General features: G+C 36.9%; 21 protein-coding genes and 4 pseudogenes. 19 read left to right on the forward strand and 6 right to left on the reverse strand.

The window, feature by feature from the left end:
- The first annotated feature begins 32 nt into the window (after positions 1-32).
- The 16 genes and pseudogenes from CVPH_RS02720 (at position 33) to CVPH_RS02795 (ending at position 15,938) form a co-directional block, all read left to right on the forward strand.
- The gene (locus CVPH_RS02720; protein WP_201341965.1) at positions 33-833 is read left to right on the forward strand and encodes an undecaprenyl-diphosphate phosphatase; all 801 of its coding nucleotides are present in this window, start codon (positions 33-35) and stop codon (positions 831-833) included.
- The gene (locus CVPH_RS02725) at positions 830-1,555 is read left to right on the forward strand and encodes a phosphatase PAP2 family protein (protein ID WP_201341966.1); all 726 of its coding nucleotides are present in this window, start codon (positions 830-832) and stop codon (positions 1,553-1,555) included. Before CVPH_RS02720 ends, CVPH_RS02725 begins: the two co-directional genes overlap by 4 nt.
- Entirely contained in the window at positions 1,552-4,089 is a 2,538-nt protein-coding gene (pepN, locus tag CVPH_RS02730; protein ID WP_201341967.1) for an aminopeptidase N, read from the forward strand. Before CVPH_RS02725 ends, pepN begins: the two co-directional genes overlap by 4 nt.
- Positions 4,086-4,544, forward strand: coding sequence for a CinA family protein (locus tag CVPH_RS02735; protein ID WP_201341968.1), 459 nt, complete (start codon positions 4,086-4,088; stop codon positions 4,542-4,544). The genes pepN and CVPH_RS02735 overlap by 4 nt, the downstream gene beginning before the upstream one ends.
- Positions 4,545-4,623: 79 nt before the next feature.
- Positions 4,624-4,803 (forward strand): hypothetical protein, encoded by a 180-nt coding sequence (locus CVPH_RS10950; RefSeq protein WP_342590456.1) that lies wholly within the window; start codon positions 4,624-4,626, stop codon positions 4,801-4,803.
- A gap of 145 nt (positions 4,804-4,948) precedes the next feature.
- Positions 4,949-5,725: pseudogene (locus CVPH_RS10040) on the forward strand (McrC family protein).
- 310 nt (positions 5,726-6,035) lie between these two features.
- Positions 6,036-6,995 carry a tRNA dihydrouridine(20/20a) synthase DusA gene (gene dusA / locus CVPH_RS02750; protein ID WP_201342407.1) on the forward strand — a complete coding sequence of 320 codons (960 nt, stop codon included), beginning with the start codon at positions 6,036-6,038 and terminating at the stop codon, positions 6,993-6,995.
- Entirely contained in the window at positions 6,985-8,205 is a 1,221-nt protein-coding gene (gene ftsA, locus CVPH_RS02755; protein WP_201341970.1) for a cell division protein FtsA, read from the forward strand. The genes dusA and ftsA overlap by 11 nt, the downstream gene beginning before the upstream one ends.
- 5 nt (positions 8,206-8,210) lie before the next feature.
- Complete coding sequence (gene lpxC / locus CVPH_RS02760; protein ID WP_201341971.1) at positions 8,211-9,122, forward strand: UDP-3-O-acyl-N-acetylglucosamine deacetylase; 912 nt, start codon at positions 8,211-8,213, stop codon at positions 9,120-9,122.
- Positions 9,123-9,187: 65 nt separating this feature from the next.
- Positions 9,188-10,921, forward strand: a complete 1,734-nt coding sequence (gene ilvB, locus CVPH_RS02765; RefSeq protein WP_201341972.1) for a biosynthetic-type acetolactate synthase large subunit — start codon at positions 9,188-9,190, stop codon at positions 10,919-10,921.
- Positions 10,918-11,400 (forward strand): acetolactate synthase small subunit, encoded by a 483-nt coding sequence (gene ilvN / locus CVPH_RS02770; RefSeq protein ID WP_201341973.1) that lies wholly within the window; start codon positions 10,918-10,920, stop codon positions 11,398-11,400. The genes ilvB and ilvN overlap by 4 nt, the downstream gene beginning before the upstream one ends.
- Positions 11,401-11,441: 41 nt before the next feature.
- Positions 11,442-12,446: a ketol-acid reductoisomerase gene (gene ilvC / locus CVPH_RS02775; RefSeq protein ID WP_201341974.1), complete on the forward strand. Its 1,005-nt coding sequence runs from the start codon at positions 11,442-11,444 to the stop codon at positions 12,444-12,446.
- Between the two features lie 53 nt (positions 12,447-12,499).
- Complete coding sequence (gene pssA / locus CVPH_RS02780) at positions 12,500-13,246, forward strand: CDP-diacylglycerol--serine O-phosphatidyltransferase (protein ID WP_201341975.1); 747 nt, start codon at positions 12,500-12,502, stop codon at positions 13,244-13,246.
- Between the two features lie 177 nt (positions 13,247-13,423).
- Entirely contained in the window at positions 13,424-14,956 is a 1,533-nt protein-coding gene (locus tag CVPH_RS02785; protein WP_201341976.1) for a 2-isopropylmalate synthase, read from the forward strand.
- Positions 14,953-15,372, forward strand: coding sequence for a uracil-DNA glycosylase family protein (locus tag CVPH_RS02790; RefSeq protein ID WP_201341977.1), 420 nt, complete (start codon positions 14,953-14,955; stop codon positions 15,370-15,372). The genes CVPH_RS02785 and CVPH_RS02790 overlap by 4 nt, the downstream gene beginning before the upstream one ends.
- 12 nt (positions 15,373-15,384) lie before the next feature.
- A pseudogene (locus CVPH_RS02795) lies at positions 15,385-15,938 on the forward strand (epoxyqueuosine reductase QueH).
- On the opposite strand, the gene argF reads toward CVPH_RS02795, so the two are convergent.
- The 3 genes from argF to CVPH_RS02810 form a co-directional block, all read right to left on the reverse strand.
- Positions 15,935-16,834: an ornithine carbamoyltransferase gene (gene argF / locus CVPH_RS02800; protein ID WP_201341978.1), complete on the reverse strand. Its 900-nt coding sequence runs from the start codon at positions 16,832-16,834 to the stop codon at positions 15,935-15,937. The pseudogene CVPH_RS02795 and the gene argF sit on opposite strands and share 4 nt — an antisense overlap.
- Positions 16,835-16,847: 13 nt before the next feature.
- Complete coding sequence (locus CVPH_RS02805; RefSeq protein WP_201341979.1) at positions 16,848-18,005, reverse strand: aspartate aminotransferase family protein; 1,158 nt, start codon at positions 18,003-18,005, stop codon at positions 16,848-16,850.
- 62 nt (positions 18,006-18,067) lie between these two features.
- Positions 18,068-18,271: a hypothetical protein gene (locus CVPH_RS02810; RefSeq protein ID WP_201341980.1), complete on the reverse strand. Its 204-nt coding sequence runs from the start codon at positions 18,269-18,271 to the stop codon at positions 18,068-18,070.
- Between the two features lie 159 nt (positions 18,272-18,430).
- Between CVPH_RS02810 and hpf the strand changes: the two genes are divergently transcribed.
- A complete protein-coding gene (gene hpf / locus CVPH_RS02815; RefSeq protein WP_201341981.1) occupies positions 18,431-18,727 on the forward strand; it encodes a ribosome hibernation-promoting factor, HPF/YfiA family in 297 nt (98 codons plus the stop codon).
- A 57-nt stretch (positions 18,728-18,784) separates the two neighbouring features.
- Positions 18,785-20,137 (forward strand): magnesium transporter, encoded by a 1,353-nt coding sequence (gene mgtE, locus CVPH_RS02820; RefSeq protein WP_201341982.1) that lies wholly within the window; start codon positions 18,785-18,787, stop codon positions 20,135-20,137.
- A 235-nt stretch (positions 20,138-20,372) separates the two neighbouring features.
- Here the strand turns inward: mgtE and CVPH_RS10045 are convergent.
- From CVPH_RS10045 to CVPH_RS02835, 3 genes and pseudogenes are all read right to left on the reverse strand, one after another.
- Positions 20,373-20,528 (reverse strand): annotated as a pseudogene (locus tag CVPH_RS10045) (type II toxin-antitoxin system RelE/ParE family toxin); the annotation flags it as partial.
- Between the two features lie 109 nt (positions 20,529-20,637).
- Positions 20,638-20,891, reverse strand: a pseudogene (locus CVPH_RS02830) (type II toxin-antitoxin system prevent-host-death family antitoxin).
- Between the two features lie 44 nt (positions 20,892-20,935).
- A complete protein-coding gene (locus CVPH_RS02835; protein WP_201341983.1) occupies positions 20,936-22,312 on the reverse strand; it encodes a phosphomannomutase/phosphoglucomutase in 1,377 nt (458 codons plus the stop codon).
- Positions 22,313-22,370: 58 nt separating this feature from the next.
- Here CVPH_RS02835 and CVPH_RS02840 point away from each other — a divergent pair, with 58 nt between their 5' ends.
- Positions 22,371-22,748 (forward strand): SoxR reducing system RseC family protein, encoded by a 378-nt coding sequence (locus tag CVPH_RS02840; protein ID WP_201341984.1) that lies wholly within the window; start codon positions 22,371-22,373, stop codon positions 22,746-22,748.
- Positions 22,749-22,830: the final 82 nt, after the last annotated feature.

Raw genomic sequence — 22,830 nt, forward strand, 5'->3', positions numbered from 1 at the left:
AGCATTTTGGATTATTAGAGGTACCCATAAATATGGATATTTTTCAAACAATCGTTTTGGCATTAGTTCAAGGTTTAAGTGAATTTTTACCCATTTCTTCTTCAGCGCATTTAATTTTAATATCAAAATTAACCAATTGGACTGACCAAGGTTTGGCGTTTGATGTGGTGGTGCATATGGGCACTTTAAGTGCGGTGATATTTTATTATCAAGCAATGATTAAAAGCTTATCTTTTGATCTTTATCATTCAATCATTAAACGCCAAACCATTGGACAATCAAAGTTAGCATGGGGCGTGTTATTAGGCACCATTCCAGTAGGACTGGCTGGTGTGATATTTAAAGATTCTATTGCAACTGATTTTCGTTCAGTGGAGATTATTGCTTATGCAACACTAGTATTTGGCGTACTTTTAGGCTTTGCCAGTTGGTTTAATCATAGGGATAAAAATCTAAAAAGTACAATTAGTTGGGTAGATATTGGTTTTGTCGGCATGATGCAAACCTTAGCATTAATTCCAGGAACTTCTAGGTCAGGAATAACAATCACAGCTTGTATGTTGGTGGGGTTGTCTAGGAAATTATCAATACAATTTTCATTTTTATTATCCATTCCTGTGATTAGCCTGTCATTAATACTGATATTGATTGATTTGTACCATCAAGCGCAATTGGTGAATGTTAGTTTATTAGCCATGGGCTTTGTGGTTTCAGCAATTAGTGCCTATGTAACCATTGTTTTTTTTATTAAGTTAATAGACGTAGTTGGCATGATGCCATTTGTTATCTATAGATTAACTTTAGGCGTATTTTTATTTTTATTTATTTTATGAAAGCATATCAATTTCAATCTAAACCTTTTTTTATCCTTAACTTTGTCTCCTTGTTGTTGTTATTTAGCTGGAGCAATGCTACCACTCGAGAATATTGGGATTATTTAGACCATCAGACGTTTATTGTACTTAATCAATCACTTGTAGAATTTCACTCAATATGGCGTGGCTTTTGGGCAATACTCAGTGTTCGGATTGCTGACCTTATTCCGCTATTTTTAATTGGCTTGTTTTTTTACTTTGATGATGTTTTATTTAAAAATAAACACAAAATGATGGGGTTGATTGGCTTTGTTACTTTACTAATTTTGATGCTGCTGATGCGCGAGATGATGAATCTATATGTGGAGTATGCAAATTTAGGTAGAAAAAGCCCTACACTGGTTGTAGATTCAGCACTTCGTTTGTCTTCGATGTATCCTGGTTTAGGCTTAAAAGACATGTCTGCACACAGCTTTCCAGGAGACCATGCTGCGGTTTTGTTTACTTGGCTTGGGTATTGCTTATTTTTTGCTCGCAACCGATGGCGTTGGCTCGTTTTTATTATTGTTTTGGTTTTTTCCATGCCAAGGTTGATGGCAGGCGCTCATTGGTTTAGTGATGTTATGGTTGGTGGTGTTAGCATTGCCATGACTACTTTAGCATTTGGGCTGTATACGCCACTACTTAATTATATTAATAAAACACTTGAAAATATAGTCTCTAAATTTTTAACAAAATGAATAGACCACAACCTATTTATCGTAAAGATTACACACCTAGTGAGTATTTAATTCACACCACAGAGCTTGAGTTTGATTTAACTGAAACACAAACCATCGTTACTTCTAAGATTAGTTTTTATAAAAACCCGAAGTCCAGTAAAAAAACTAATGTCTTGTTTTTAGATGGTATTGATCTTGAATTGATTTCTATTTTGGTTGATAAGACCAAGCCTGATTATAAGTTGGTTGAACAAGGGCTTGAGATCAATAACCTTGCTGATGAGTGTATTTTAGAGATTAAAAACCGCATTCACCCAGAAAAAAATACCAGTCTCAATGGTCTATATCAATCTAGTGGCAATTTTTGCACGCAGTGCGAGGCACATGGCTTTAGGCAAATTACTTATTATTTAGACAGACCTGATGTGTTAAGTGTGTTTACCACGCACATTAAAGCTGATAAACAAAAATATCCAGTATTGCTTAGTAATGGTAATTTAATTGAGCAGCCAAATGGAGGCACAACTTGGCATGATCCTACGCCAAAGCCTTGTTATTTATTTGCCTTAGTGGCAGGTAGTTTTGCACTCAAAGAGGATACTTACACCACATTATCAGGCAATGAAGTAGTATTAAAGATTTATGTTCAAGCACACAATATCCATAAAACCCAATTTGCCATGGCGGCACTAAAGCGTTCATTTGCTTGGGAAGAGAAACGCTTTGGACTTGAATACGATTTAGACATTTATATGATTGTGGCCGTTGATGATTTCAACATGGGTGCGATGGAAAATAAAGGGCTGAATATTTTTAATGCCACTTACGTATTAGCCAGCCCAGATACAGCAACGGATAAGGATTTTATTGATATCGAAGCAGTGATTGGCCATGAGTATTTTCATAATTGGACAGGCAATAGGGTTACTTGCAGAGATTGGTTTCAACTTAGCTTAAAAGAAGGTTTAACAGTTTTTAGAGACCAAGAATTTACCTCAGATTTACACGCACGTTCTATCAAGCGCATTGAAAATGTGAATGCTCTGCGCACCTTGCAATTTGCAGAAGACATGGGTCCCATGCAGCATCCAGTCAGGCCAGAACATTATATCGAGATGAATAATTTTTACACCCTAACTGTTTATGAAAAAGGCGCAGAAATTATTCGCATGGTGCATACATTTCTAGGCGAGATAGGGTTTCAAAGAGGCATGCAATTATATTTTCAAAGGTTTGATGGTGATGCCGTTACTATTGATGATTTTATTCAAAGTATGAGTGATGCTAATAATTTTGATTTTAGTCAATTTATGCATTGGTATTCGCAACCTGGCACGCCTAAAGTTAGCATTACCTCTGAGTATAATCAAAATGACAAAACATTTAAAGTTTCCATTAGCCAGCATTCACAATGTGACTATTTTTTCCCGCTTAAATTTGCACTACTTGATGATACTGGCATTGAACTTGAAAGTGGCGTATTAACAGTTAAAGACAAGGAACAAGTATTTACCTTTAACAATATAGATGCAGAGCCAACACCCTCATGGCTGCGAGGTTTTAGTGCGCCCATTAAATTGACATCTGATTTAACTTTCAAACAAAAAATATTTTTAGTTGGGAATGATTCTGATGCTTTTAATCAGTGGGACAATGCGCAACAATTATGGTTGTCTTTAATCCTAACGCCTTCAAGCACTGGCCAAGATTTGTTTTTCGATGCCATTGAAAAAGTTCTAAAAAATACTCTCCTAGAAGGTGGCTGTGTATCGCTTGTACAAGATAAATCCTTAATATGTGAAATTTTAACCTTGCCCTCTGAACGATTTTTGCATCAGCAACAAAAGGTTATTGATGTATTTGAGATTCATGACAAGCGTGAACAAGTCATTAATAAGATTATTCAGCGGTTCAAGTCGTTGTTTAGTAAAATTTATTCAAACCTTAACACTTATCAAGCTTATGAGTTAACGCCTGAGGCTGTGGGAAATAGAGCATTAAAAAATATGTGCTTATATTATCTATCAATCAGTGGTGAGTTTGAATTAGCCTTTGAGCAATTTAAATCAGCCAATTGTATGAGCGATAAAATGGCGAGTTTAAAGGCGTTAATGGTTGAGCGTAATCCGTATAAAAATATCGCACTTGATGAGTTTTATCATGAATTTAAAAACGATACACAAGTTATGGATAAATATTTCTCCATTCAATCGTCTGCACCAATAGCGAATGTTGACAGCATTAAAACCCTCATGCAACACAAACTATTTTCATTTAATACGCCAAACCGTTTGCGCAGTATCATAGGTGGTTTTTCACAAAACCACGCTAATTTTCACAATCAACAAGGCTATGAACTTTTAACTGATATTATCATTAAGCTTAACCACTCAAACCCACAAATAGGCGCAAAATTCACCTCAGTTTATAATCATTGGCAACGATTTAGCCCAGAATTAAAATCCTTACAAAAACAACAATTAGAGGAAATCTTAGCCATTGATGATTTATCCAATGATATTTTTGAAATTATCCAAGCAGCACTAAAGTGAATACATTAATCACCCTGTTAAAACAAAAGTCACTCACCATTGCCGTGGCTGAATCTTGCACAGGTGGTAGTTTATCCGCATTACTCACCAGCCAAAGCGGCTCATCAGCCTATTTTGACAGAGGATTTATCGCCTACACCAACCAAGCCAAAATCGATATGCTAGATGTTCAGCTCATAACCCTAGACAAATTTGGCGCAGTTAGCGAACAAGTCGCATTAGAAATGGCACATGGTACAATTAAAAACTCATCCGCCCATATCAGTATAGCCATCACAGGCATTGCCGGCCCCACTGGCGGCACAAAAAACAAGCCTGTAGGCATGGTTTGTTTCGGTTTTTGTTTTCATAAAAAATGCACAGTCACCACACAACACTTTGGCGATATTGGCAGGTCAAATGTGGTGGAAAAAAGCGTTGAGTTTGTGGTTAATTTCTTACTAAAAAAGTTATAAAATAATCGAATGAATATAGAACAAAAATAATTAGAAAATTTAGAGCAAAAATTTAAAAAACACGTTTAAAAATAAAATATTGCCATTATTGGGAGAATATTTTTACGATGATTTTGAAAGAATAAATCTCGTTTTGGGTAGCGATAATTTTTATATACAAACAACGAAAACTTTAGGAAAATTTAATAAAGACATTTACCAAAAGCAAAACATAGAAGAATTAGATTCAGAAGTATTTATCAAAATTTATGGAGAATGAATTTTATATTCGTGAGTTTGGTAAAATCGTCAAAGGCAGAGGGAATTCATAAATAAGCATTGATGAAATAATTTTAAGTCCAGTAAATTGGGATTTTTTAGCCAATCATGCTAACTCTAATTTAAAAGATGATAGATTTATTGAAATTGTCAATCTAACCACACTTAAAGTTAAAAATTTTGTGGGTATGATTACCACTCCAAGTGGAATTCAAATTGAGATTTTACCAAAGATTGACAATGGTGATGATATTGGTAGATCGAGGCTAACTTTAGAGAAAATGCTAAAGGTGGTTAATAATTTGCCGTTTATTCAGACCATGGAAGCCAACTTAAAGTTAGAAGATAGGTCGCTGCCAGAAGTTTTGATTGGCTGGTTTTTAAGTTGTGTAGATAAGACTGCCAAACAAGGCATTCGTAAAGATTATTCAAGAATTGAAGCGCAAGAAAGGTTTTTAAAAGGGCAGTTACAGATCAGTAAGCAATTTAATGAGCCATCATACCAACAGTATTTATTTCATATTGAGTATGATGTATTCACGACGAACCGTGCAGAAAATCGATTGATTTATTCAGCACTTGTGAGTATTCTAAAGTGGAGTGAAGATAATTACAATTAAAAACAAACCAAGCATTTTTTAGTACTTTTTGATGAGGCATCAGAACCAAGCAATTACAAACATGATTTTTCAAGATGGTCAAAAAGTCGAGAGATAGATTATTATCAAGATGCATTACCATGGCTTGAACTCATCTTAAATCAACAAAGTCCGTTTACTTTAAAGGGTAAAGATGTGGGAATTTCGTTTTTTCTGCCAATGGAGGTTTTGTTTGAAAAGTATGTTGCTAAAGTGTTAAGCAAAAAGTTGCCACAAGAATTTTATTTAAGAGAGCAAGTATCTAGTAAATACTTGTCTAAATAGTCCAAAAGCTTTCCAATTAAAGCCCGATATAGCGATTTACAGCCCCCCTAAAGGCTTGGTTCGTATTCTTATACTATAATAGAAATTAATTGACGACAATATGGCTTACAGTAGTGGCAACAAAGATAAGAAAAAAAGGCATTAGTTAAAGCGATGTTTACCAACTTTTTGTATATGGCAAAAAATATGGCGTTAAGAAAGTGGTATTGATTTACCCTAAGTGGGGTAAATTCAACACTTTTTTTAGTTATCAGTTAGATGATGGACTGACTCTAAAAGTTGATTCTTTTGATATTGAGATGTTTTTTTGATGCATAAACTCTCAGTAGCGCCAATGATGGATTGGACGGATAGGCATTGTCGATATTTTTATCGGTTAATGTCAAAAAATGTTCAACTTTGGACTGAAATGGTAACAGCTAAGGCAATTATTTATGGGGATAAAAATCGATTGCTTGATTTTGATGCGTGCGAACACCCACTAGTGTTGCAATTGGGTGGCAGTGAGCCAAAAGAGATGGCACAAGCAGCAAAAATGGCTCAAGATTGGGGTTATGATGAGATTAATATTAATGTGGGCTGTCCTTCTGATAGAGTGCAATCAGGCAGTTTTGGGGCGTGTTTGATGCAAACGCCGCAGGTTGTGGCGCAATGCGTTGGTGCAATGAGGCAAGTGGTAGATGTGCCAATTACGGTTAAGTCACGTATTGGTGTGGATGATATGGATAGCTACGGTGAATTGGTTAATTTTGTTGCAACAGTTGAAGGTGCGGGTTGTGATAATTTTTTGATTCATGCAAGAAAGGCTTGGCTAAAAGGTTTGAGTCCTAAGGAAAATCGTAGCGTGCCAAGGCTTAATTACGGCTGGGTGTATCAGATTAAACGAGATTTTCTTCATCTTGCCATTGGCATAAATGGTGGTATTATGGACATGGAAAGCTCATTACAGCATTTAGAATACGTGGATGGCGTTATGTTGGGTAGGGCAGTGTATCATCAACCTTACCTGTTAAGCGAAGTTGATGGTTTGATTTATCAGCAAAAATCATCAATATTGAGTCGTGAACAAGTATTATTAGCATTCATTGAATATATGAAAGTTCAACATGCTAATTCTGTACCAATTAGATCCATGACACGGCATATTTTGGGTTTGTATCATGGACAAAGAAACGCTAAAAAATTTAAGTGTTTGTTAAGTGGTAAAACAGTTGAGTTTGAGCACCTGTATGAATGGTTAGAGTATATGGATAAAAACAATGGCCAGTAGTGATAATTTCTTTGCAAGTGTTGATATAGGCACAAGCAAAATTGTGGTGTTAATTGCTGATGAGGAAGATGGTAAAATAGAGGTGTTTGGCCATGGCGTTGGTCCATCAGATGGGGTAAAAAATGCGTTGATTGTTGATATTGATAAAGTGGCAAAAGCAATATCAAAGGTGGTGGAAACTGCTTATCTTAGTTGTAATACTAGAATCCATAATGTATCTACCAATATTTGCGATTTGCACCTAAGTACGATTAATCAAGATAGGGAAATATCAGTTAGTGGTAAAAAAATCACCAAAGAGCATGTTATTGCGGCAATTAATTCGGCATCAGCCACACCTACGCCTGCTAATAAACAAATACTAAGTGCGAGTATTAATAGCTTTACCATTGACCAAGATACAACAGTAGTTGACCAGCCAATTGGACTTGAGGCGACTATTTTAGGTGCTCAAGTACATGTGAGTATTGTTTCAAACCAAGCCATGAGTAGTATTCATCAAGCGGTTGAAAAAAGTGGACTAGGGCTTAGGGAGGTTGTTTTGGATTCTATAGCCAGTAGTAGGGCTTGTATTACTCAGGATGAGAAAGACAATGGTGTTTGTTTGCTTGATATGGGGGCGGGCGTGAGTAATATTTCTGTGTTTATGGGTGGCGGTATTACTTATAGTCATGTTTTTAAAATGGGCGGCAACCAAATTACCCAAAATATTGCCAATGCTTTTAGCGCCTCATTTGAAGAAGCGGAAAGACTTAAAATTGAACATGGTTATGCGCAATTAAAAATAGCACCAGCGGATCAATTAATTCAGTTTAAGCAGCTAGATTCTATTGAAAATCGCTATTTATCATTACACAATTTAGTTGAGGTTATAGAAAAATCTTATTTAGATATTTGCCGTATGGTTAAGCAAAATCTAAAATCTAAAAAGCTAGATAGGTCGCTTAAATCAGGATTTGTGTTAACAGGCGGCGTGTCCTTAATAGAGGGTTGTGAAGGGCTGTTTGTTCATACTTTTAGAATAAGAACTAAGCTGGCTAAAGTCGATGCGAATAAAATTACAGGTAAAGATATGATTGTTTCCAACCCTATTTATACGTGCGCATTAGGTTTATTGATGCATGCTGACAATGAAGTTCATTTAGAAGTGGTGCAAGTGCACCAGCAAACTAACTTTGTAAGTAAAATAAAATCACTATTGGAATTGTAAATATTATGATTAAGCAAAGAACCATCAAAAAAGAAGTAAAAGCTAGAGGTATTGGTATTCATAGTGGCAGTGTTGTAAATATGACTTTAATTCCTGCTAAAGAAGACCATGGTGTGGTGTTTAGGCGTATGGATGTGGGCGGTAAATTGGTGCGTGCACACAGTGCGTTTGTTAATGAAGTGGTGCTTTCTACAGGGCTTGAAAATCAAGGTGTTAAAGTGTCAACGGTTGAGCATTTGATGAGTGCATTTTCAGCCCTTGGGATTGATAATGTTTTGGTGGAGCTTGATTCGTTTGAAGTGCCAATTATGGATGGCTCATCTGCCCCTTTTATTTTTCTGGTTCAATCTGCTGGCATTGAAGAGCAAGATGCCCATAAAAAGTTTTTTGTCATTAAAGATACCATACGGGTAGAAAATGGCGATTCATGGGCACAAGTGTCTAAATATGAGGGGTTTAAGGTGTCACTTGAAATTGATTTTGATCACAAAAAAGTTAAAGAAAGTGGGCAGAAATTAAGTATTAATTTTTCCAAACAGTCCTATTTGAAAGAAATCTCACGTGCCAGAACTTTTGGCTATATGAAAGATGTAGAAATGATGCAAAGGCAAAATTTGGCACTAGGCGCCAGCATGGACAATGCAATTGCCCTGAGTGATGATGATGTTTTAAATGAAGATGGCATGCGTTATCAAAATGAATTTGTTAAGCATAAAATTTTGGATATTGTTGGTGATTTGTATTTATTAGGTGGCAATCTAATTGGGCATTATGAAGGATACAAGACAGGGCACCTGCTTAACGATCAATTATTATCAGCCATTTTAGCAAAGTCAGACACATGGTCTATTGAAACCTTTAAAGAAGAGGGGTCACCCATTCAATTTTATTCCGAAGATTGGCAAAATTCCTTGTAATAGTAGGTTTATATTGATATATTGTCAGGTATAATTGATAGGTTTTTTACGCTCAACTGAAAATAATGAAGTTAAATGGTGCTCAAATATTAGTTAACAGTCTTAAAAGTGAAGGGGTTAAACACATCTTTGGTTATCCTGGTGGTGCAGTTTTACACATTTATGATGCACTCAATGCGTGTATTGAGATTAAACATATTCTTGTTCGCCATGAGCAAGGTGCTGTACATGCAGCAGACGGCTATGCACGCACCAGTGGCAAGTGTGGTGTGGCGCTTGTTACCTCAGGACCGGGACTTACTAATGCAGTAACAGGTATTGCTACAGCCTACATGGATTCTATTCCCATGGTGGTCGTTTCGGGTCAAATTTCTTCTGCAGTTATCGGCAATGATGCTTTTCAAGAGGTTGATGCAGTTGGTATTACTCGTTCGTGTGTTAAGCATAATTTCTTAGTAACAGACATTAATGATTTGGCAAATGTTGTTAAGAAAGCATTTTATATCGCGACTACAGGTCGTCCTGGTCCTGTTCTTATTGATATTACCAAAGACACAACGATTGCTGAGATTGAGTTTGACGGCTATCCTAAATCAATTGATATGCGTTCGTATCAACCTGAGATAAAGATTGAAGCGGATCAAATCACCAAGGCAGTTGCGTTAATCGTTCAAGCAAAAAAACCTATTATTTATTCAGGTGGTGGCAGTGTGATTGGCAATGCTGATAAAACACTGCGTATTTTTACTCGTCATACAGGCTTTCCAATCACCCAAACTTTAATGGGATTGGGCGCTTATCCTGCAAGTGATAAGCAATCATTGGGCATGTTGGGCATGCATGGCACTTACGAGGCTAATATGGCAATGCACGATTCGGATTGTATTATTGCTGTAGGTGCGCGTTTTGATGACCGTATTACTGGCAACTTAGACAAATTTTGCCCTTATGCAAAAATTATTCATATCGATATTGATCCGTCTTCTGTGGGCAAAACTGTGGGTGTTGATGTGTCGATTATCGGGCAAGTTAATGATGTTTTGAGTGCATTAATACAAGCACTGAAAAACAAGCAATTGGCTGATATTACTCAATGGTGGGCGCAAATTGAGACGTGGCGTGCTGTTGATTCATTGGCATATCAAACCAAAGCAGGTGTGATTAAGCCACAAAGCGTGATTGAAGCTTTGTATGAAGTAACCAAAGGCGAGGCGATTGTTACCAGTGATGTTGGACAACACCAAATGTGGGCAGCGCAATATTATCCATTTGATAAGCCACGCCGTTGGATTAACTCTGGCGGCTTAGGCACAATGGGTTTTGGACTACCTGCGGCGATGGGTGCCAAATTAGCAGCACCTGAGATGGATGTCGCTTGCGTAACAGGTGAGGGTAGTATCCAAATGATGTTACAAGAACTTTCCACTATGTTGCAATATAACACTCCAGTAAAAATTATCAATCTGAATAATGGTTATTTGGGCATGGTGCGCCAATGGCAAGAGTTTTTTTATGACAAACGTTATTCAATGTCATATATGGATGCGTTGCCTAACTTTGTAAAGCTAGCAGAAAGCTATGGGCATATAGGTATTAAGGTCGAAAAAGAGCTAGATTTAAAACCAGCATTGATTGAAGCATTCAAGCAAAAAGACAGAACGGTATTTTTAGATATTTTGATCGACCCTACAGAAAATGTATTTCCAATGATTCCATCAGGTGCAGGACACCACGAAATGTTGTTAGCAGGTCGTGATAAGATGGCGTCAACTAATGACAAGGGCTTGAATTTAGTATGAGACACATTATTTCAGTATTATTAGAAAATGAAGCAGGTGCACTTTCTAGAGTAGCAGGGTTGTTTTCTGCTCGCGGATTTAACATTGAGTCACTCACAGTTGCAGCAACTAACGATTCAACTCTATCACGCATGACCATTGTCAGCATTGGTGATGCTGGTATTATTGAACAAATTGTTAAGCAGCTTAATAAATTGATTGACGTGGTCAAGGTAACAGATTTGACCGCGACTGAGTATATTGAGCGTGAATTATTACTGGTTAAAGTGGATGTCAATCAACAAACACAAGCTGATATTGACAAACAAATTGATGTCTTTTCATGCAAAATAGTTGATGTATCAGAAGATACTTATACAATTGAGTTGGCAGGAAAAAGTCAAAAAATTAATGATTTTTTAGCAAGTTTGGATGTTTCAAAAATTTTAGAGATTTCTAGAACGGGCGTGACTGGCGTTTGCATGAAAAGAATAAGTTAACAAAAAGCGCATTAGGCGTTTAAAAAAACAGAGGAAAAAAAATGAACAGATATTACGATAAAGATGCAGATTTAAACATTATTAAAGGCATGAAAGTTGCCATTGTTGGTTATGGATCACAAGGCCATGCACATGCAAATAACTTAAAAGATTCTGGTGTTGAAGTGGTTGTTGCGCTTCGATCTGGCTCTGCATCTGCTGAAAAAGCATCTGCCGCTGGATTGAGTGTTAAATCAATTGAAGAGGCGACCGCTTGGGCAGATTTGGTTATGGTTCTAGCACCTGATGAATTTCAAGCTCAAATTTATACAGATAGTATCGAGCCAAATCTTAAACAAGGTGCAACCTTGGCATTTGCCCATGGTTTTAATATCCATTACAACAGAATTACACCACGTACTGATTTAGACGTTATCATGATTGCCCCAAAAGCACCAGGACACACAGTGCGTTCAGAATTTGTTAAAAACGGCGGTATTCCAGACCTTATTGCGATATCCCAAGACGTTTCAGGCAATGCTAAAGCTATTGCACTGTCTTATGCCTCAGCCATTGGTGGTGGCCGTACTGGTATTTTAGAAACTTCATTTAAAGATGAAACTGAAACGGACTTATTTGGCGAGCAAGTAGTGTTATGTGGTGGCACAACTGCTTTGGTTCAAGCAGGTTTTGAAACCTTAGTAGAAGCTGGCTATGAGCCAGAAATGGCATACTTTGAGTGTCTTCATGAGTTAAAGTTAATTGTTGATTTAATGTATGAAGGTGGTATTGCTAATATGCGTTATTCAATTTCAAATACGGCCGAATATGGTGATGTGACTCGTGGTCCTCGCATTGTGACTGCTGATACTAAAGCTGAAATGAGAAAGATTTTGAGTGAAATTCAAGACGGCACTTTTGCTAAAGAATTTGTGGCTAATGTGGGCGAGCTTCCAGCACGTCGTGATATCCAGCGTAAGCATCAAATTGAACAAGTAGGCGAGTCACTCCGTTCTATGATGCCTTGGATTAACAAAAATAAGATTGTTGACCAATCCAAAAACTAGTCATTCTTTAATCAATGCCTAATTTGATTGGGTATTTTAGCGAATAACATACAATGGAAAGAAAAGCAAAAAGAGGTATTTACCTACTGCCCAATATTCTCACAACATTTGGGCTATTCTCTGGTTTTTTTGCTATTATTCTTGCTACTAAAGGTCAGTATACTGATGCTGCTATTGCGATATTTGTTGCTATGTTATGGGACGGGCTTGATGGTCGCGTAGCTCGCCTAACCAACACCCAAAGTGAATTTGGTGCACAGTATGATTCTATGGCAGACATGATTTCATTTGGCGTAGCACCTGCGCTATTGATGTATTTTTGGCTGTTGTCTGATTTAGGAAAAATTGGCTGGCTGGCTGCTTTTGTTTATGTGGCGGCAGGTGCACTTCGTTTGGCACGTTTTAATACTCAAATTGGTATTGAGGATAAGCGTTATTTTCAAGGATTGCCTTCTCCTGCTGCTGCAGCATTAATTGCAGGCTTGGTTTGGACCTTCGATGTGATTGGCATGACTGATTATGATCAATATTTAATTTTAGTCAGTTGGATTATTTTGGTTGGTTCTGGCGTGTTAATGGTTAGTAATGTTCGTTATAACAGCTTTAAGGAGATTAATCTAAAAGGCAGATCTTCGTTTAAATTATTGTTATTTGCCACCTTAATTATTATTGTCATCACCTTAGAGCCTAGTGCTATTTTGTTTGTTTTCTTTTTTGTTTATGCATTGTCAGGGCTATTAACAACAATGATTGAAGTAAGAAAAAGGCGTCATTTAAAAAAACGTCCTAAAAAGGGTTGAATTTCCTCTATAATTCCTCTTAGGATGATTAATCAATTTAAATTTTATTCTCCTACTAGAAGGCATTTCTTTGTTTTCATTACGATTATTACCCTAGGGCAATCATTATTCTGTGCATGATTGAAAAATCTTGCTTCTCACAATTTGTAAACTTAAACAAACCAATAGGAGACTTAAATGTCTAACAAACTAATTATTTTTGATACAACCCTTCGTGATGGTGAACAATCACCTGGCGCATCCATGATTAAGGATGAAAAAGTACGCATTGCTAAAGTGCTGGAAAAAATGCAAGTAGACATCATTGAGGCAGGCTTTGCCATTGCATCAGTGGGAGATTTTGAAGCCGTACAAGCTGTAGCTAATGTGGTGCAAGATTCGGTTATTTGCTCATTGGCCAGAGCGCTTGATAAGGATATTGACCGCGCAGGAGAAGCATTAAAAGGTGCTAATGCATCGCGTATTCATACTTTTATTGCCACATCTGATATTCATATGAAGATGAAACTACAAATGATGCCTGATCAAGTAGTGGAGCAAGCAGTTCGCGCTGTTAAGCGAGCCAAGCGATACACGGACGATGTTGAGTTTTCGCCAGAAGATGCAGGTCGATCAGATGAGGATTTTTTGTGTCGTATTATCGAGGCGACAATTAAAGCAGGTGCAACAACCATTAATATTCCTGATACAGTGGGTTACAACATTCCACATCAATTTGGCTTAACCATTAAATCTTTGATTGAGCGTGTGCCAAATTCTGATAAGGCTGTTTTTTCAGCGCATTGTCATAATGATTTGGGTTTGGCAGTGGCCAATTCCTTGTCTGCTGTACTAAATGGTGCAAGACAAGTTGAGTGCACCATTAATGGCTTGGGTGAGCGTGCAGGCAATACATCACTAGAAGAATTGGTCATGGCAGTGCGAACTCGCCAAGATATTTTTGACTGTGATACCGATATTAATACCACGCATATTTTGTCAGCCTCACGCTTGGTTTCAAGTGTGACAGGTTTTATTGTGCAACCTAATAAGGCAATTGTTGGTGCAAATGCTTTTGCTCATGAGGCGGGTATCCATCAAGATGGCGTGCTTAAACACCGCGAGACTTATGAAATTATGCGTGCTGAAGATGTTGGCTGGAATGCCAATCAATTGGTATTGGGCAAACATTCAGGTCGCAATGCGTTTAAAGTAAGATTGGCTGAACTTGGTGCTGAATTTGATAATGAAGAAAGTCTTAATGATGCTTTTAGGCGCTTTAAAGAATTGGCAGATAAAAAACATGAAATTTTCGATGAAGATTTGCAAGCGCTAGTATCTGAAACGCAAACAGAGGCTTATGAGTCTATCAAACTGGTGTCTTTGAAAGTATGCACGGAAACGGGTGAAGAAAATACAGCAACTGTCGTGCTCTCAATTAATGATAAAGAGCAAACAGCAACGGCCAATACTTCAGGTGCAGTAGATGCTACTTTTAGTGCAATTGATTCATTGGCAGGTATTAAAATAAACCTGCAATTATATTCTGTTTCAAACGTCACCCAAGGTACAGACGCACTTGGTGAGGTGAACGTGCGCTTAGAGTATGATGGTCGTATTGTCAATGGACAAGGGGTTGATACTGATATCATCACCGCTAGCGCAAAGGCCTATATTCATGGTTTAAATAAAGTCTTGGCTGCCACTAATAAAGCACACTCTCAAATATGAATGCGTCACTAAGGTCTCATTATTTAGAGGTACTTGGTATACCTGAGTTTTTGTACATTCAAGCAGGGATTCAGGATTTAAACGTGCCAAAAATTGAAACACAATGTTTAGTGATTGAAACTAAAACTTCTCATTCATTCTGCCAAACGGGTAAAAATCAAGATTTTTTGTTCAAAATATTGGGCGCTATTGGGCTTGAAGAATCTGATATTAAATGTGTCAGTATCAATACTGATAATTTAAATCAAACACTTGAACGATATAATGCAAAAACAGTATTATTAATGAGTGTAGACTTAAAGCCATCTTCATATAAGCATTTTTCTACCCATCATCCAAGTGAAGTTTTAACAAACGAGCGATTCAAGCGTGAAATTTGGGAAGTGTTAAAAAAGGTTAAGCAATGTCTCAAGTAGATTACAGCCTATTTGGGCTATAAACGCCCTAAATTAACCACGCCAAATGGTTGAAACTAAACTTACTCATGCATTCTTGCTGTGTGCCCCTTGTGCTGTGGAAATTATGGAGGCTTTTTAGTAGCATCAAATATCGACACGACCATCTTTTTTTACAATCCAAATATTCATCCAACAGAAGAATACGAATTACGCAAAGAAGAAAACATCCGCTTTGCACAAAAACTCAACATGATGCAGATTATGACCGTGATAATTGGTTTAATCGCACCAAAGGTCAAGAAGACGAGTCAGAACGTGGCGAGCGTTGTACCACCTGATTTGATATGCGTGCAACACAGTTATTTAAGGGTATTTCCTATTGGGATTTTAATTGGCGCAAGCAGGGCGGGCCAAGTAGAATGTTAGAATTGTCTAAACGTGAAGCGTTCTATCAACAAAGAATATTGTGGTTGTGTCTATTCATTACGTGATACCAATCGTTGGCGCGTGTCACGCAATCGAGAAAAAGTGGAGCGGGGTGTTAGTTCTATCAACAAGCAATGGATAGCCTTAAAAGCGATTAATTTAATAAATATAACAGCAATGCTTTTTGCACGTGCAAACGATTTTCAGCTTCAAACCAAACCAAACTTTGATTACCATCAATCACATTGGCAGATACCTCTTCGCCGCGGTGTACAGGTAAGCAATGCATAAATACAGCACTAGGTTTGGCTTTTGACATTAAGGCTGTATTGACAGAAAAGTCTTTAAAAGCAATTTCACGCTTTGTTTGTTCAGCTTCTTGTCCCATACTTGCCCAGACATCAGTTACTACCAAATCAACTGCTTGGCAGGCTTTTTTTGCATCGGCGAATAAATGAACATGGCGGGCATATTTCTCAATAAAACTTTGATTTGGTTGGTAGTTTTGAGGCGTGGCAATGTTAAGTTTAAAGTTAAAACTTTTTGCTGCTTGCATATAAGTGTGGCACATGTTGTTGCCATCGCCAACCCAAGCCACGGTTTTATTGGCAATTGAGCCATTGTGCTCTTGGTAAGTCATTATGTCGGCCAGTAGTTGACAAGGGTGTGACTCATCAGACAGGGCGTTGATAATTGGTACGGAAGAATATTTGGCAAAGGTGTGAATATCCTTATGAGAAGAGACGCGCATCATAATGACATCAACCATTGAACTAATCACAATTGCACTGTCAATAATTGGTTCGCCACGACCTAATTGAATGTCTTTATCGGATAAAAATAGAGCGCGGCCACCTAGTTGGGTCATGCCTGCTTCAAAGGAAACGCGTGTGCGTGTGGAGGACTTGTCAAAAATCATAGCCAGTGTTTTGTGCTCTAATGTTTTGTTGATTTCGCCAGATTTATATTGCTTTTTGAGTACAATTGCTTGTTTAATGATTTGAGTTAAATCATGACTTGATAAGTCATCCAGATTAATAAAGTGTTTTATCATAGGTATCTCCTGCTTATAAAGCATTGACCAAATCGCTAACTTTATTAATAAGAATATCAGCGTCAAATTTGTCAATAATCAAGGGTGGAAGTAAGCGTATTGATTGCCCAGTGATGTTAATCAAGAGTTGATTGTCTAATGCTTTTTGCAAAAGTGTAGAACAGTCTTGGTTTAGTTCAATGGCAATCATTAGACCTTTCGATCGAATTTCAAGTACTTTGTCTGAATCTTTAAGTTTGTTCTTAAAGCCTGATGTAATATATTCGCCCATCATTAAAACATTATCTAAAATGTTGTCTTTTTCAATAACATCTAATACGGTTAATGCCGTTTTGCAAACCAATGGATTGCCGCCAAAAGTAGAGCCATGTGTGCCAGGCGTGAGTAATTTTGAAGCCTTGCCTTTTGCAAGACAAGCGCCGATTGGCACGCCATTACCAAGCCCTTTTGCTAAAGTGAGTAAATCTGGCGTTATGTTATTATAAAAATGTGCAAATAGCTTGCCAGTACGACCTATGCCTGTTTGTACTTCGTCAAGAATTAACAGCCAATTGTTATTATTACAAATTTCTTGAACCTGGTTTAAATAAAACTCGTCTGGAATAACAATGCCACTCTCACCTTGGATGGGTTCAAGCATAACTGCAACAATTCTATTGTTATTTTCATGGGCTTTAATGGCGTTAATATCATTAAAGTCAATATGAATAAACTCGCTAACTAGTGGTGTAAAACCTGCTTGCACTTTAGGATTTCCAGTGGCTGATAGTGTTGCCATGGTACGTCCATGAAAGCTTTGATTAAATGTAAGTATGGTTGGATTGCTAATGTTTTGGGAATGACCATGTAAACGTGCAATTTTAATGGCTGCTTCATTGGCTTCAGCGCCAGAGTTGGCAAAAAAAGCGGTGTCCATATTAGACAATTGGCATAATTTTTCAGCTAAGTCTTCTTGATGTTGAATGTGATACCAATTACTAGTATGTAGTAAATTAGCAGCTTGTGTTTGAATTGCTTTCGTAATATTTTGATGGCAATGACCAAGACCAACAACACCAACACCGCAAAGCGCATCTAGGTATTGCCTACCTTTGTCATCTATCAGGTAGCAACCCCTGCCTTTAACAAAGGTAACTTCAAGTGGTGCATAGTTTGACATTAAATAGGACATTGTGTTTATCTCTCAGAAGCAAAAAGCCCCATTTTGGGGCTTTTATTACCAATCAGAAGTTATTATGACTGGTAGGTTAATGGTGGTGCCATTTCATCGTTGATTTCATCTAATTCTTTTTTGTAGCCTTCATAAAAAGAACCTGCCGGTGGATTAATCCATTCTTCATAAGAAAAGCCATTGGCTTGTGTATGAACTTTGAACGTATTTTGTAATGCAATTCTTTTTGCACTTAATTCATTAGAATGTTGATTTGTTGCGTTCATTTAATCTCCTAAATATTTAAGTTTGTAAAACCGCCATTATATACATTAAATAAGATTTAAAGGGATTTTATTTGCTTTAAACATGCATAAATACCTTACAATTTAGCCAAAGTTATGCTCTAATATAAGTGATTTTTCAATAACATTTAAGGAGTGTATATGCAGTTAAATATTTCTGGTCATCATCTTGATATTACCAAGGCAATTAAACAACATTCGCTTGCAAAATTATCCAAAATAAAGCATCATTTTGATCAAGTAATTAATATCAACATGATTTTAGAAGTTGAAAAAGATGTACAAAAAGCTGAGGCAACAATCCATGTTAGTGGTGCAGATTTATTTGCAAAAGCAGAAAGTAGCGATATGTACAACTCTATTGATCAAATGGTTAATAAGTTAGATGCTCAAATTAGAAAACATAAAGAAAAATTAAACGATCATAGAAAAAACTAATAACAATCTGAGCAATATTTAAACATTCATATTGCTCAACAGATAAGAATAACGTTCATGTCAGAAGTTGAAAACACTTCTTTTAAAGATTGCCTTCAAAGATTAATGACATCTTTGAAGGACTTGAAGTATGAAGAAGCCACCTCCCAACTTGCCGCTTTACATCCGGCTGAAATTGCTCGTTTATTAGAAAGTGTACCACCTAAAGATAGAACCCAACTTTGGCTAAATATTGATTCTGAAACCCAAGGCGATATTCTTAAAGATTTAAATGAAAACGTCCAATCTCAATTGTTAAGTAAAATGGATGTTGATGGCGTTGTAAAAGCCACAGAAGGTTTAGATATGGATGATTTGGCTGATATCGTACCTGTATTGCCTGAATCAGCTTTGCACAATTTGTTATTAACATTGGATTATAAGCATAAAGACCATTTAAAACGAGTTCTGTCTTATCCTGAGGATTCTGCTGGCGGTTTGATGAATATTGATATTATTACTGTGCGTAATGATGTAACGGTGCGTACAGTTATTCGTTACTTACGCCTATTAAAAGAAATGCCAATTGATACTGACCAGGTGTTTGTGGTTGATAGAACCTATCAATATTTGGGCTCTATTTACATTTCTACTTTGTTAACCAATGAGGCTGAGCAAAATATTGACCCGCTTATCAACAAGGATTTAAAACCCATTTTAGCTATCACTACTGATAATGAGGTCGCTAGCCTTTTCGAGCAGCGTAACTTAATATCCGCCCCTGTCGTTGATGAAAATAATCAACTAATTGGCCGTATTACCATTGATGATGTGGTTGATGTTATTCGTGATGAGGCTGAACATTCGGTAATGTCAATGGCGGGTCTGAATGAAGAAGAGGATGTATTTGCGCCTGTCATGCAAAGTACTAAACGTCGTAGTATTTGGCTTGGTGTTAATTTGATTACAGTCTTTATCGCTGTCTTTTTTATTGGTCTTTTTGAAGCAACTTTGCAAGCAAAAATTTCTCTAGCAATTCTGATGCCAGTCGTGGCTTCAATGGGCGGTATTGCTGGTACACAAACGCTTATTTTGGTAACGCGTGGCATAGCAACAGGCAGGGTAACCACATCTAATCTTAAAGTATTAATGAACAAAGAGGTAACAATCGGCTTTTTAAATGGTATTGTCTGGTCTTTGGTTATCAGTGTGGCAACTTATGTTTGGTTTGTAGATTTGATGCTAAGTTTAGTGATTGCATTGGCAGTTATTGTTAACCTAATTTTTGCTGCTTTTTCAGGCGCATTTTTACCTTTACTATTAATTAAATTCAAAATTGACCCAGCACTTGCTGGTGGCGTTATTTTGACAACAATTACTGATGTGATTGGCTTTGTGGCTTTTTTAGGATTAGCGGCATTAGTTATTTAAGAGTGGTATGTATTAACTAAAAGTCTTGGATGGAAATATTGTTGTCTTTTAACCAAAGTTTAAATTTTTCTTGAATTTGATGCTTCTAGCCTGTCTGCTTCCAGCCTAAGCACTAAGTATTAAATACGGTATGGCGGACTAAGCCCCAACCGTTGTCATAATACATAAAGATAATTTCGGTAATGCTGAGTTTGAACTTTGGGTGTGGAATAGCAATTAAGTTGTTCAAAATGGCTTAGTGTTTGCTTAAATCTCTTTTACTACGCATTATGCGCATAACATAAACTTGGTCTTCTTTGTGTCGATAGAAAATTTGGCAAGGATTAATAACAATTTCTAAATATTGTAAGTCTGCAATCTCTATTGGTTTTTTGCCTAAGTTAGGGAATAATCCAAGTTGAGCAACTTAGTTGAATATTTTTTTTAACTAATTTTGCTGCTACATCGGGTTTGTCTAAAGCAATACATTCAATGATTTCGTTAAATTCTAATGGCCCAAATTACTTGAGCCATTTCTGCATTTTTTCTTTAATTTGTTCTTGAGTAAAAATAGAACCCTCCAAAGTATCTTTTTCCCCTTTGGCAATGCCTTCAAGGATTTGCATGCGATTTTTCATACTTTCGTAACCATTAATATTAATTAAGCTGATGGTTGACTATGTTCAGTGATTAGTATTGGTTCTTTTGAATCGTGTAAATCAGCCAATATCTTAGTGGCTTGTCTTTTTAGAGTGTTAACTAACTCCATTCTCATGAAGAGACGCTATACTGATACTTTTCGAATTTTGCAAGTATTTTTTAAAAGTCAGTAACAGTAGCAATATCATTACTCTTTAGCCATACTTTGAATTTTTCTTGAATTTCATTTAAGATTTTTTCATCATTTGCCTCAAAGCGCAATACCAAGCATGGCGTGGTGTTAGAAGGGCGGACTAGCCCCCAGCCGTTATCATAATCTACGCGCACGCCGTCAATGGTGGTGATTTTTGCATTAGGGAAATCAATATTTTTAGCCAATTTATTCATAGCATCAAATTGTTGACCTTGTTTTTCAAAGTGAATGTTAATTTCAGGTGTGTTAATGCTGTTTGGCAAGTCATCGAATATTTGCGCACAAGTTTTATTAGTTTTTGATAAGATTTCTAGTAGGCGCGAGCCTGTATATAAAGCATCATCAAACCCATACCAGCGTTCTTTAAAAAAGACATGTCCACTCATTTCGCCACCAAGTGCTGCGCCAGTTTCTTTTAATTTGGCTTTAATAAAACTATGACCTGTGCGTGACATAATGGCTTCGCCACCATGCTGAACAATATCTTTGGGTAGTAGTGATGAGCACTTAACATCAAAAACAATTTTAGCACCTTGATTGCGTTTGAGAATGTCTCTTGAGTACAGTATCATTTGTCTATCAGCCCAAATTACGTTACCTTTATTGTCAATTAAACCTAGTCGGTCGCCATCACCATCAAAGGCAAAACCCATGTCTGCACCTGTACTTTTAACTTCTTTGATAAGATCTTCAAGGTTGTGAAGTTTAGAAGGGTCAGGGTGATGATTGGGGAAATTGCCATCAACTAAGCAAAATAATTTTGTTACTTTAGCGCCTAGTTGCTCAAATAGTTTTGGTGCAATGTTACCTGCAACACCGTTGCCTGCATCAACAACAATATGAAGTGGCTTGTCTAATTTAACATCACGAGTGATGCACTCAATATAATCTTGTTCAATATCCACCTTGGTTGAAGTGCCATGACCTGAAGAGAAATCACCAATCTGAATGCGCCGATAAAGTGCCTGAATACGCTCACCCGAGAGTGTCTCACCTGCAATCATGATTTTAAAGCCATTATATTCTGGCGGATTATGCGAGCCAGTAATCATCACACCTGAAGTGCTGGCTTTAGTATGCGTTGCAAAATAGACCAAAGGGGTTGGCACCATACCAATATCTACAATATGACAACCGCTTTCTTGAAGACCTGCTTTTAAAGCTTGCATCAAATCCACGCCACTTAGACGACCATCACGACCAACAACAACACTACGCTCGCCTTTGGCAATGGATTCACTACCAATTGCCAAACCGATAAGTTTGACATTTTCAGGGGTTAAATCTTGCTTAACAATGCCACGAATGTCATAAGCTTTAAATATTGATTGCGAAATACTCATGATTTGATAAAATAACGTAAAGTAAAAAAGACTTATTTTAAATACAAAGGTTAATTAAGTGAAAGAACAGTTTGAAGTTATTGAAATTGATAATGAAATGATGACACTTAAAGCTAATCAAACAGGTGGTTGTCATAGTTGTGAAGCGAGTAGTGGCTGTGGTACAGGTATATTGGCTAATTATTTTAATCATTATTCTGTTTTTAACAAGCCATATCAAAGTGGTGTATCGGTGGGTGATTTTGTGACGTTAGAAATTTCCTCAAGTGAATTATTTTTGCGTGCATTTACGCTTTATATTGCCCCAATATTGGCCTTATTTTTAGGCGGTGCTATTGGTGTGGCGCTTTTTCCTCAACAAGAGTTTTGGCATATTTTGTTTTCAGGTATTGGTTTTATTGCAGCGTTATTTAGTTGTCGATGGTTTTTTAAATAAAGATTTTTACGGCTATTTTCTTTTTATAAAAATGCTTATGTTTCGTTAATTTATGGATAATTAGGCCATTTATTTAATATAA

Source organism: Abyssogena phaseoliformis symbiont OG214, assembly GCF_016592595.1.
GTDB lineage: Bacteria > Pseudomonadota > Gammaproteobacteria > PS1 > Pseudothioglobaceae > Ruthia.

Bases quoted from the DNA above. Each gene is read 5' to 3' on its own strand.
- CVPH_RS02720 (WP_201341965.1), top strand. From the start codon at position 33: ATGGATATTTTTCAAACAATCGTTTTGGCATTAGTTCAAGGTTTAAGT.
- CVPH_RS02725 (WP_201341966.1), top strand. From the start codon at position 830: ATGAAAGCATATCAATTTCAATCTAAACCTTTTTTTATCCTTAACTTT.
- pepN (WP_201341967.1), top strand. From the start codon at position 1,552: ATGAATAGACCACAACCTATTTATCGTAAAGATTACACACCTAGTGAG.
- dusA (WP_201342407.1), top strand. From the start codon at position 6,036: ATGCATAAACTCTCAGTAGCGCCAATGATGGATTGGACGGATAGGCAT.
- ftsA (WP_201341970.1), top strand. From the start codon at position 6,985: ATGGCCAGTAGTGATAATTTCTTTGCAAGTGTTGATATAGGCACAAGC.
- lpxC (WP_201341971.1), top strand. From the start codon at position 8,211: ATGATTAAGCAAAGAACCATCAAAAAAGAAGTAAAAGCTAGAGGTATT.
- ilvB (WP_201341972.1), top strand. From the start codon at position 9,188: ATGAAGTTAAATGGTGCTCAAATATTAGTTAACAGTCTTAAAAGTGAA.
- ilvN (WP_201341973.1), top strand. From the start codon at position 10,918: ATGAGACACATTATTTCAGTATTATTAGAAAATGAAGCAGGTGCACTT.
- ilvC (WP_201341974.1), top strand. From the start codon at position 11,442: ATGAACAGATATTACGATAAAGATGCAGATTTAAACATTATTAAAGGC.
- pssA (WP_201341975.1), top strand. From the start codon at position 12,500: ATGGAAAGAAAAGCAAAAAGAGGTATTTACCTACTGCCCAATATTCTC.
- CVPH_RS02785 (WP_201341976.1), top strand. From the start codon at position 13,424: ATGTCTAACAAACTAATTATTTTTGATACAACCCTTCGTGATGGTGAA.
- CVPH_RS02790 (WP_201341977.1), top strand. From the start codon at position 14,953: ATGAATGCGTCACTAAGGTCTCATTATTTAGAGGTACTTGGTATACCT.
- argF (WP_201341978.1), bottom strand. From the start codon at position 16,834: ATGATAAAACACTTTATTAATCTGGATGACTTATCAAGTCATGATTTA.
- CVPH_RS02805 (WP_201341979.1), bottom strand. From the start codon at position 18,005: ATGTCCTATTTAATGTCAAACTATGCACCACTTGAAGTTACCTTTGTT.
- CVPH_RS02810 (WP_201341980.1), bottom strand. From the start codon at position 18,271: ATGAACGCAACAAATCAACATTCTAATGAATTAAGTGCAAAAAGAATT.
- hpf (WP_201341981.1), top strand. From the start codon at position 18,431: ATGCAGTTAAATATTTCTGGTCATCATCTTGATATTACCAAGGCAATT.
- mgtE (WP_201341982.1), top strand. From the start codon at position 18,785: ATGTCAGAAGTTGAAAACACTTCTTTTAAAGATTGCCTTCAAAGATTA.
- CVPH_RS02835 (WP_201341983.1), bottom strand. From the start codon at position 22,312: ATGAGTATTTCGCAATCAATATTTAAAGCTTATGACATTCGTGGCATT.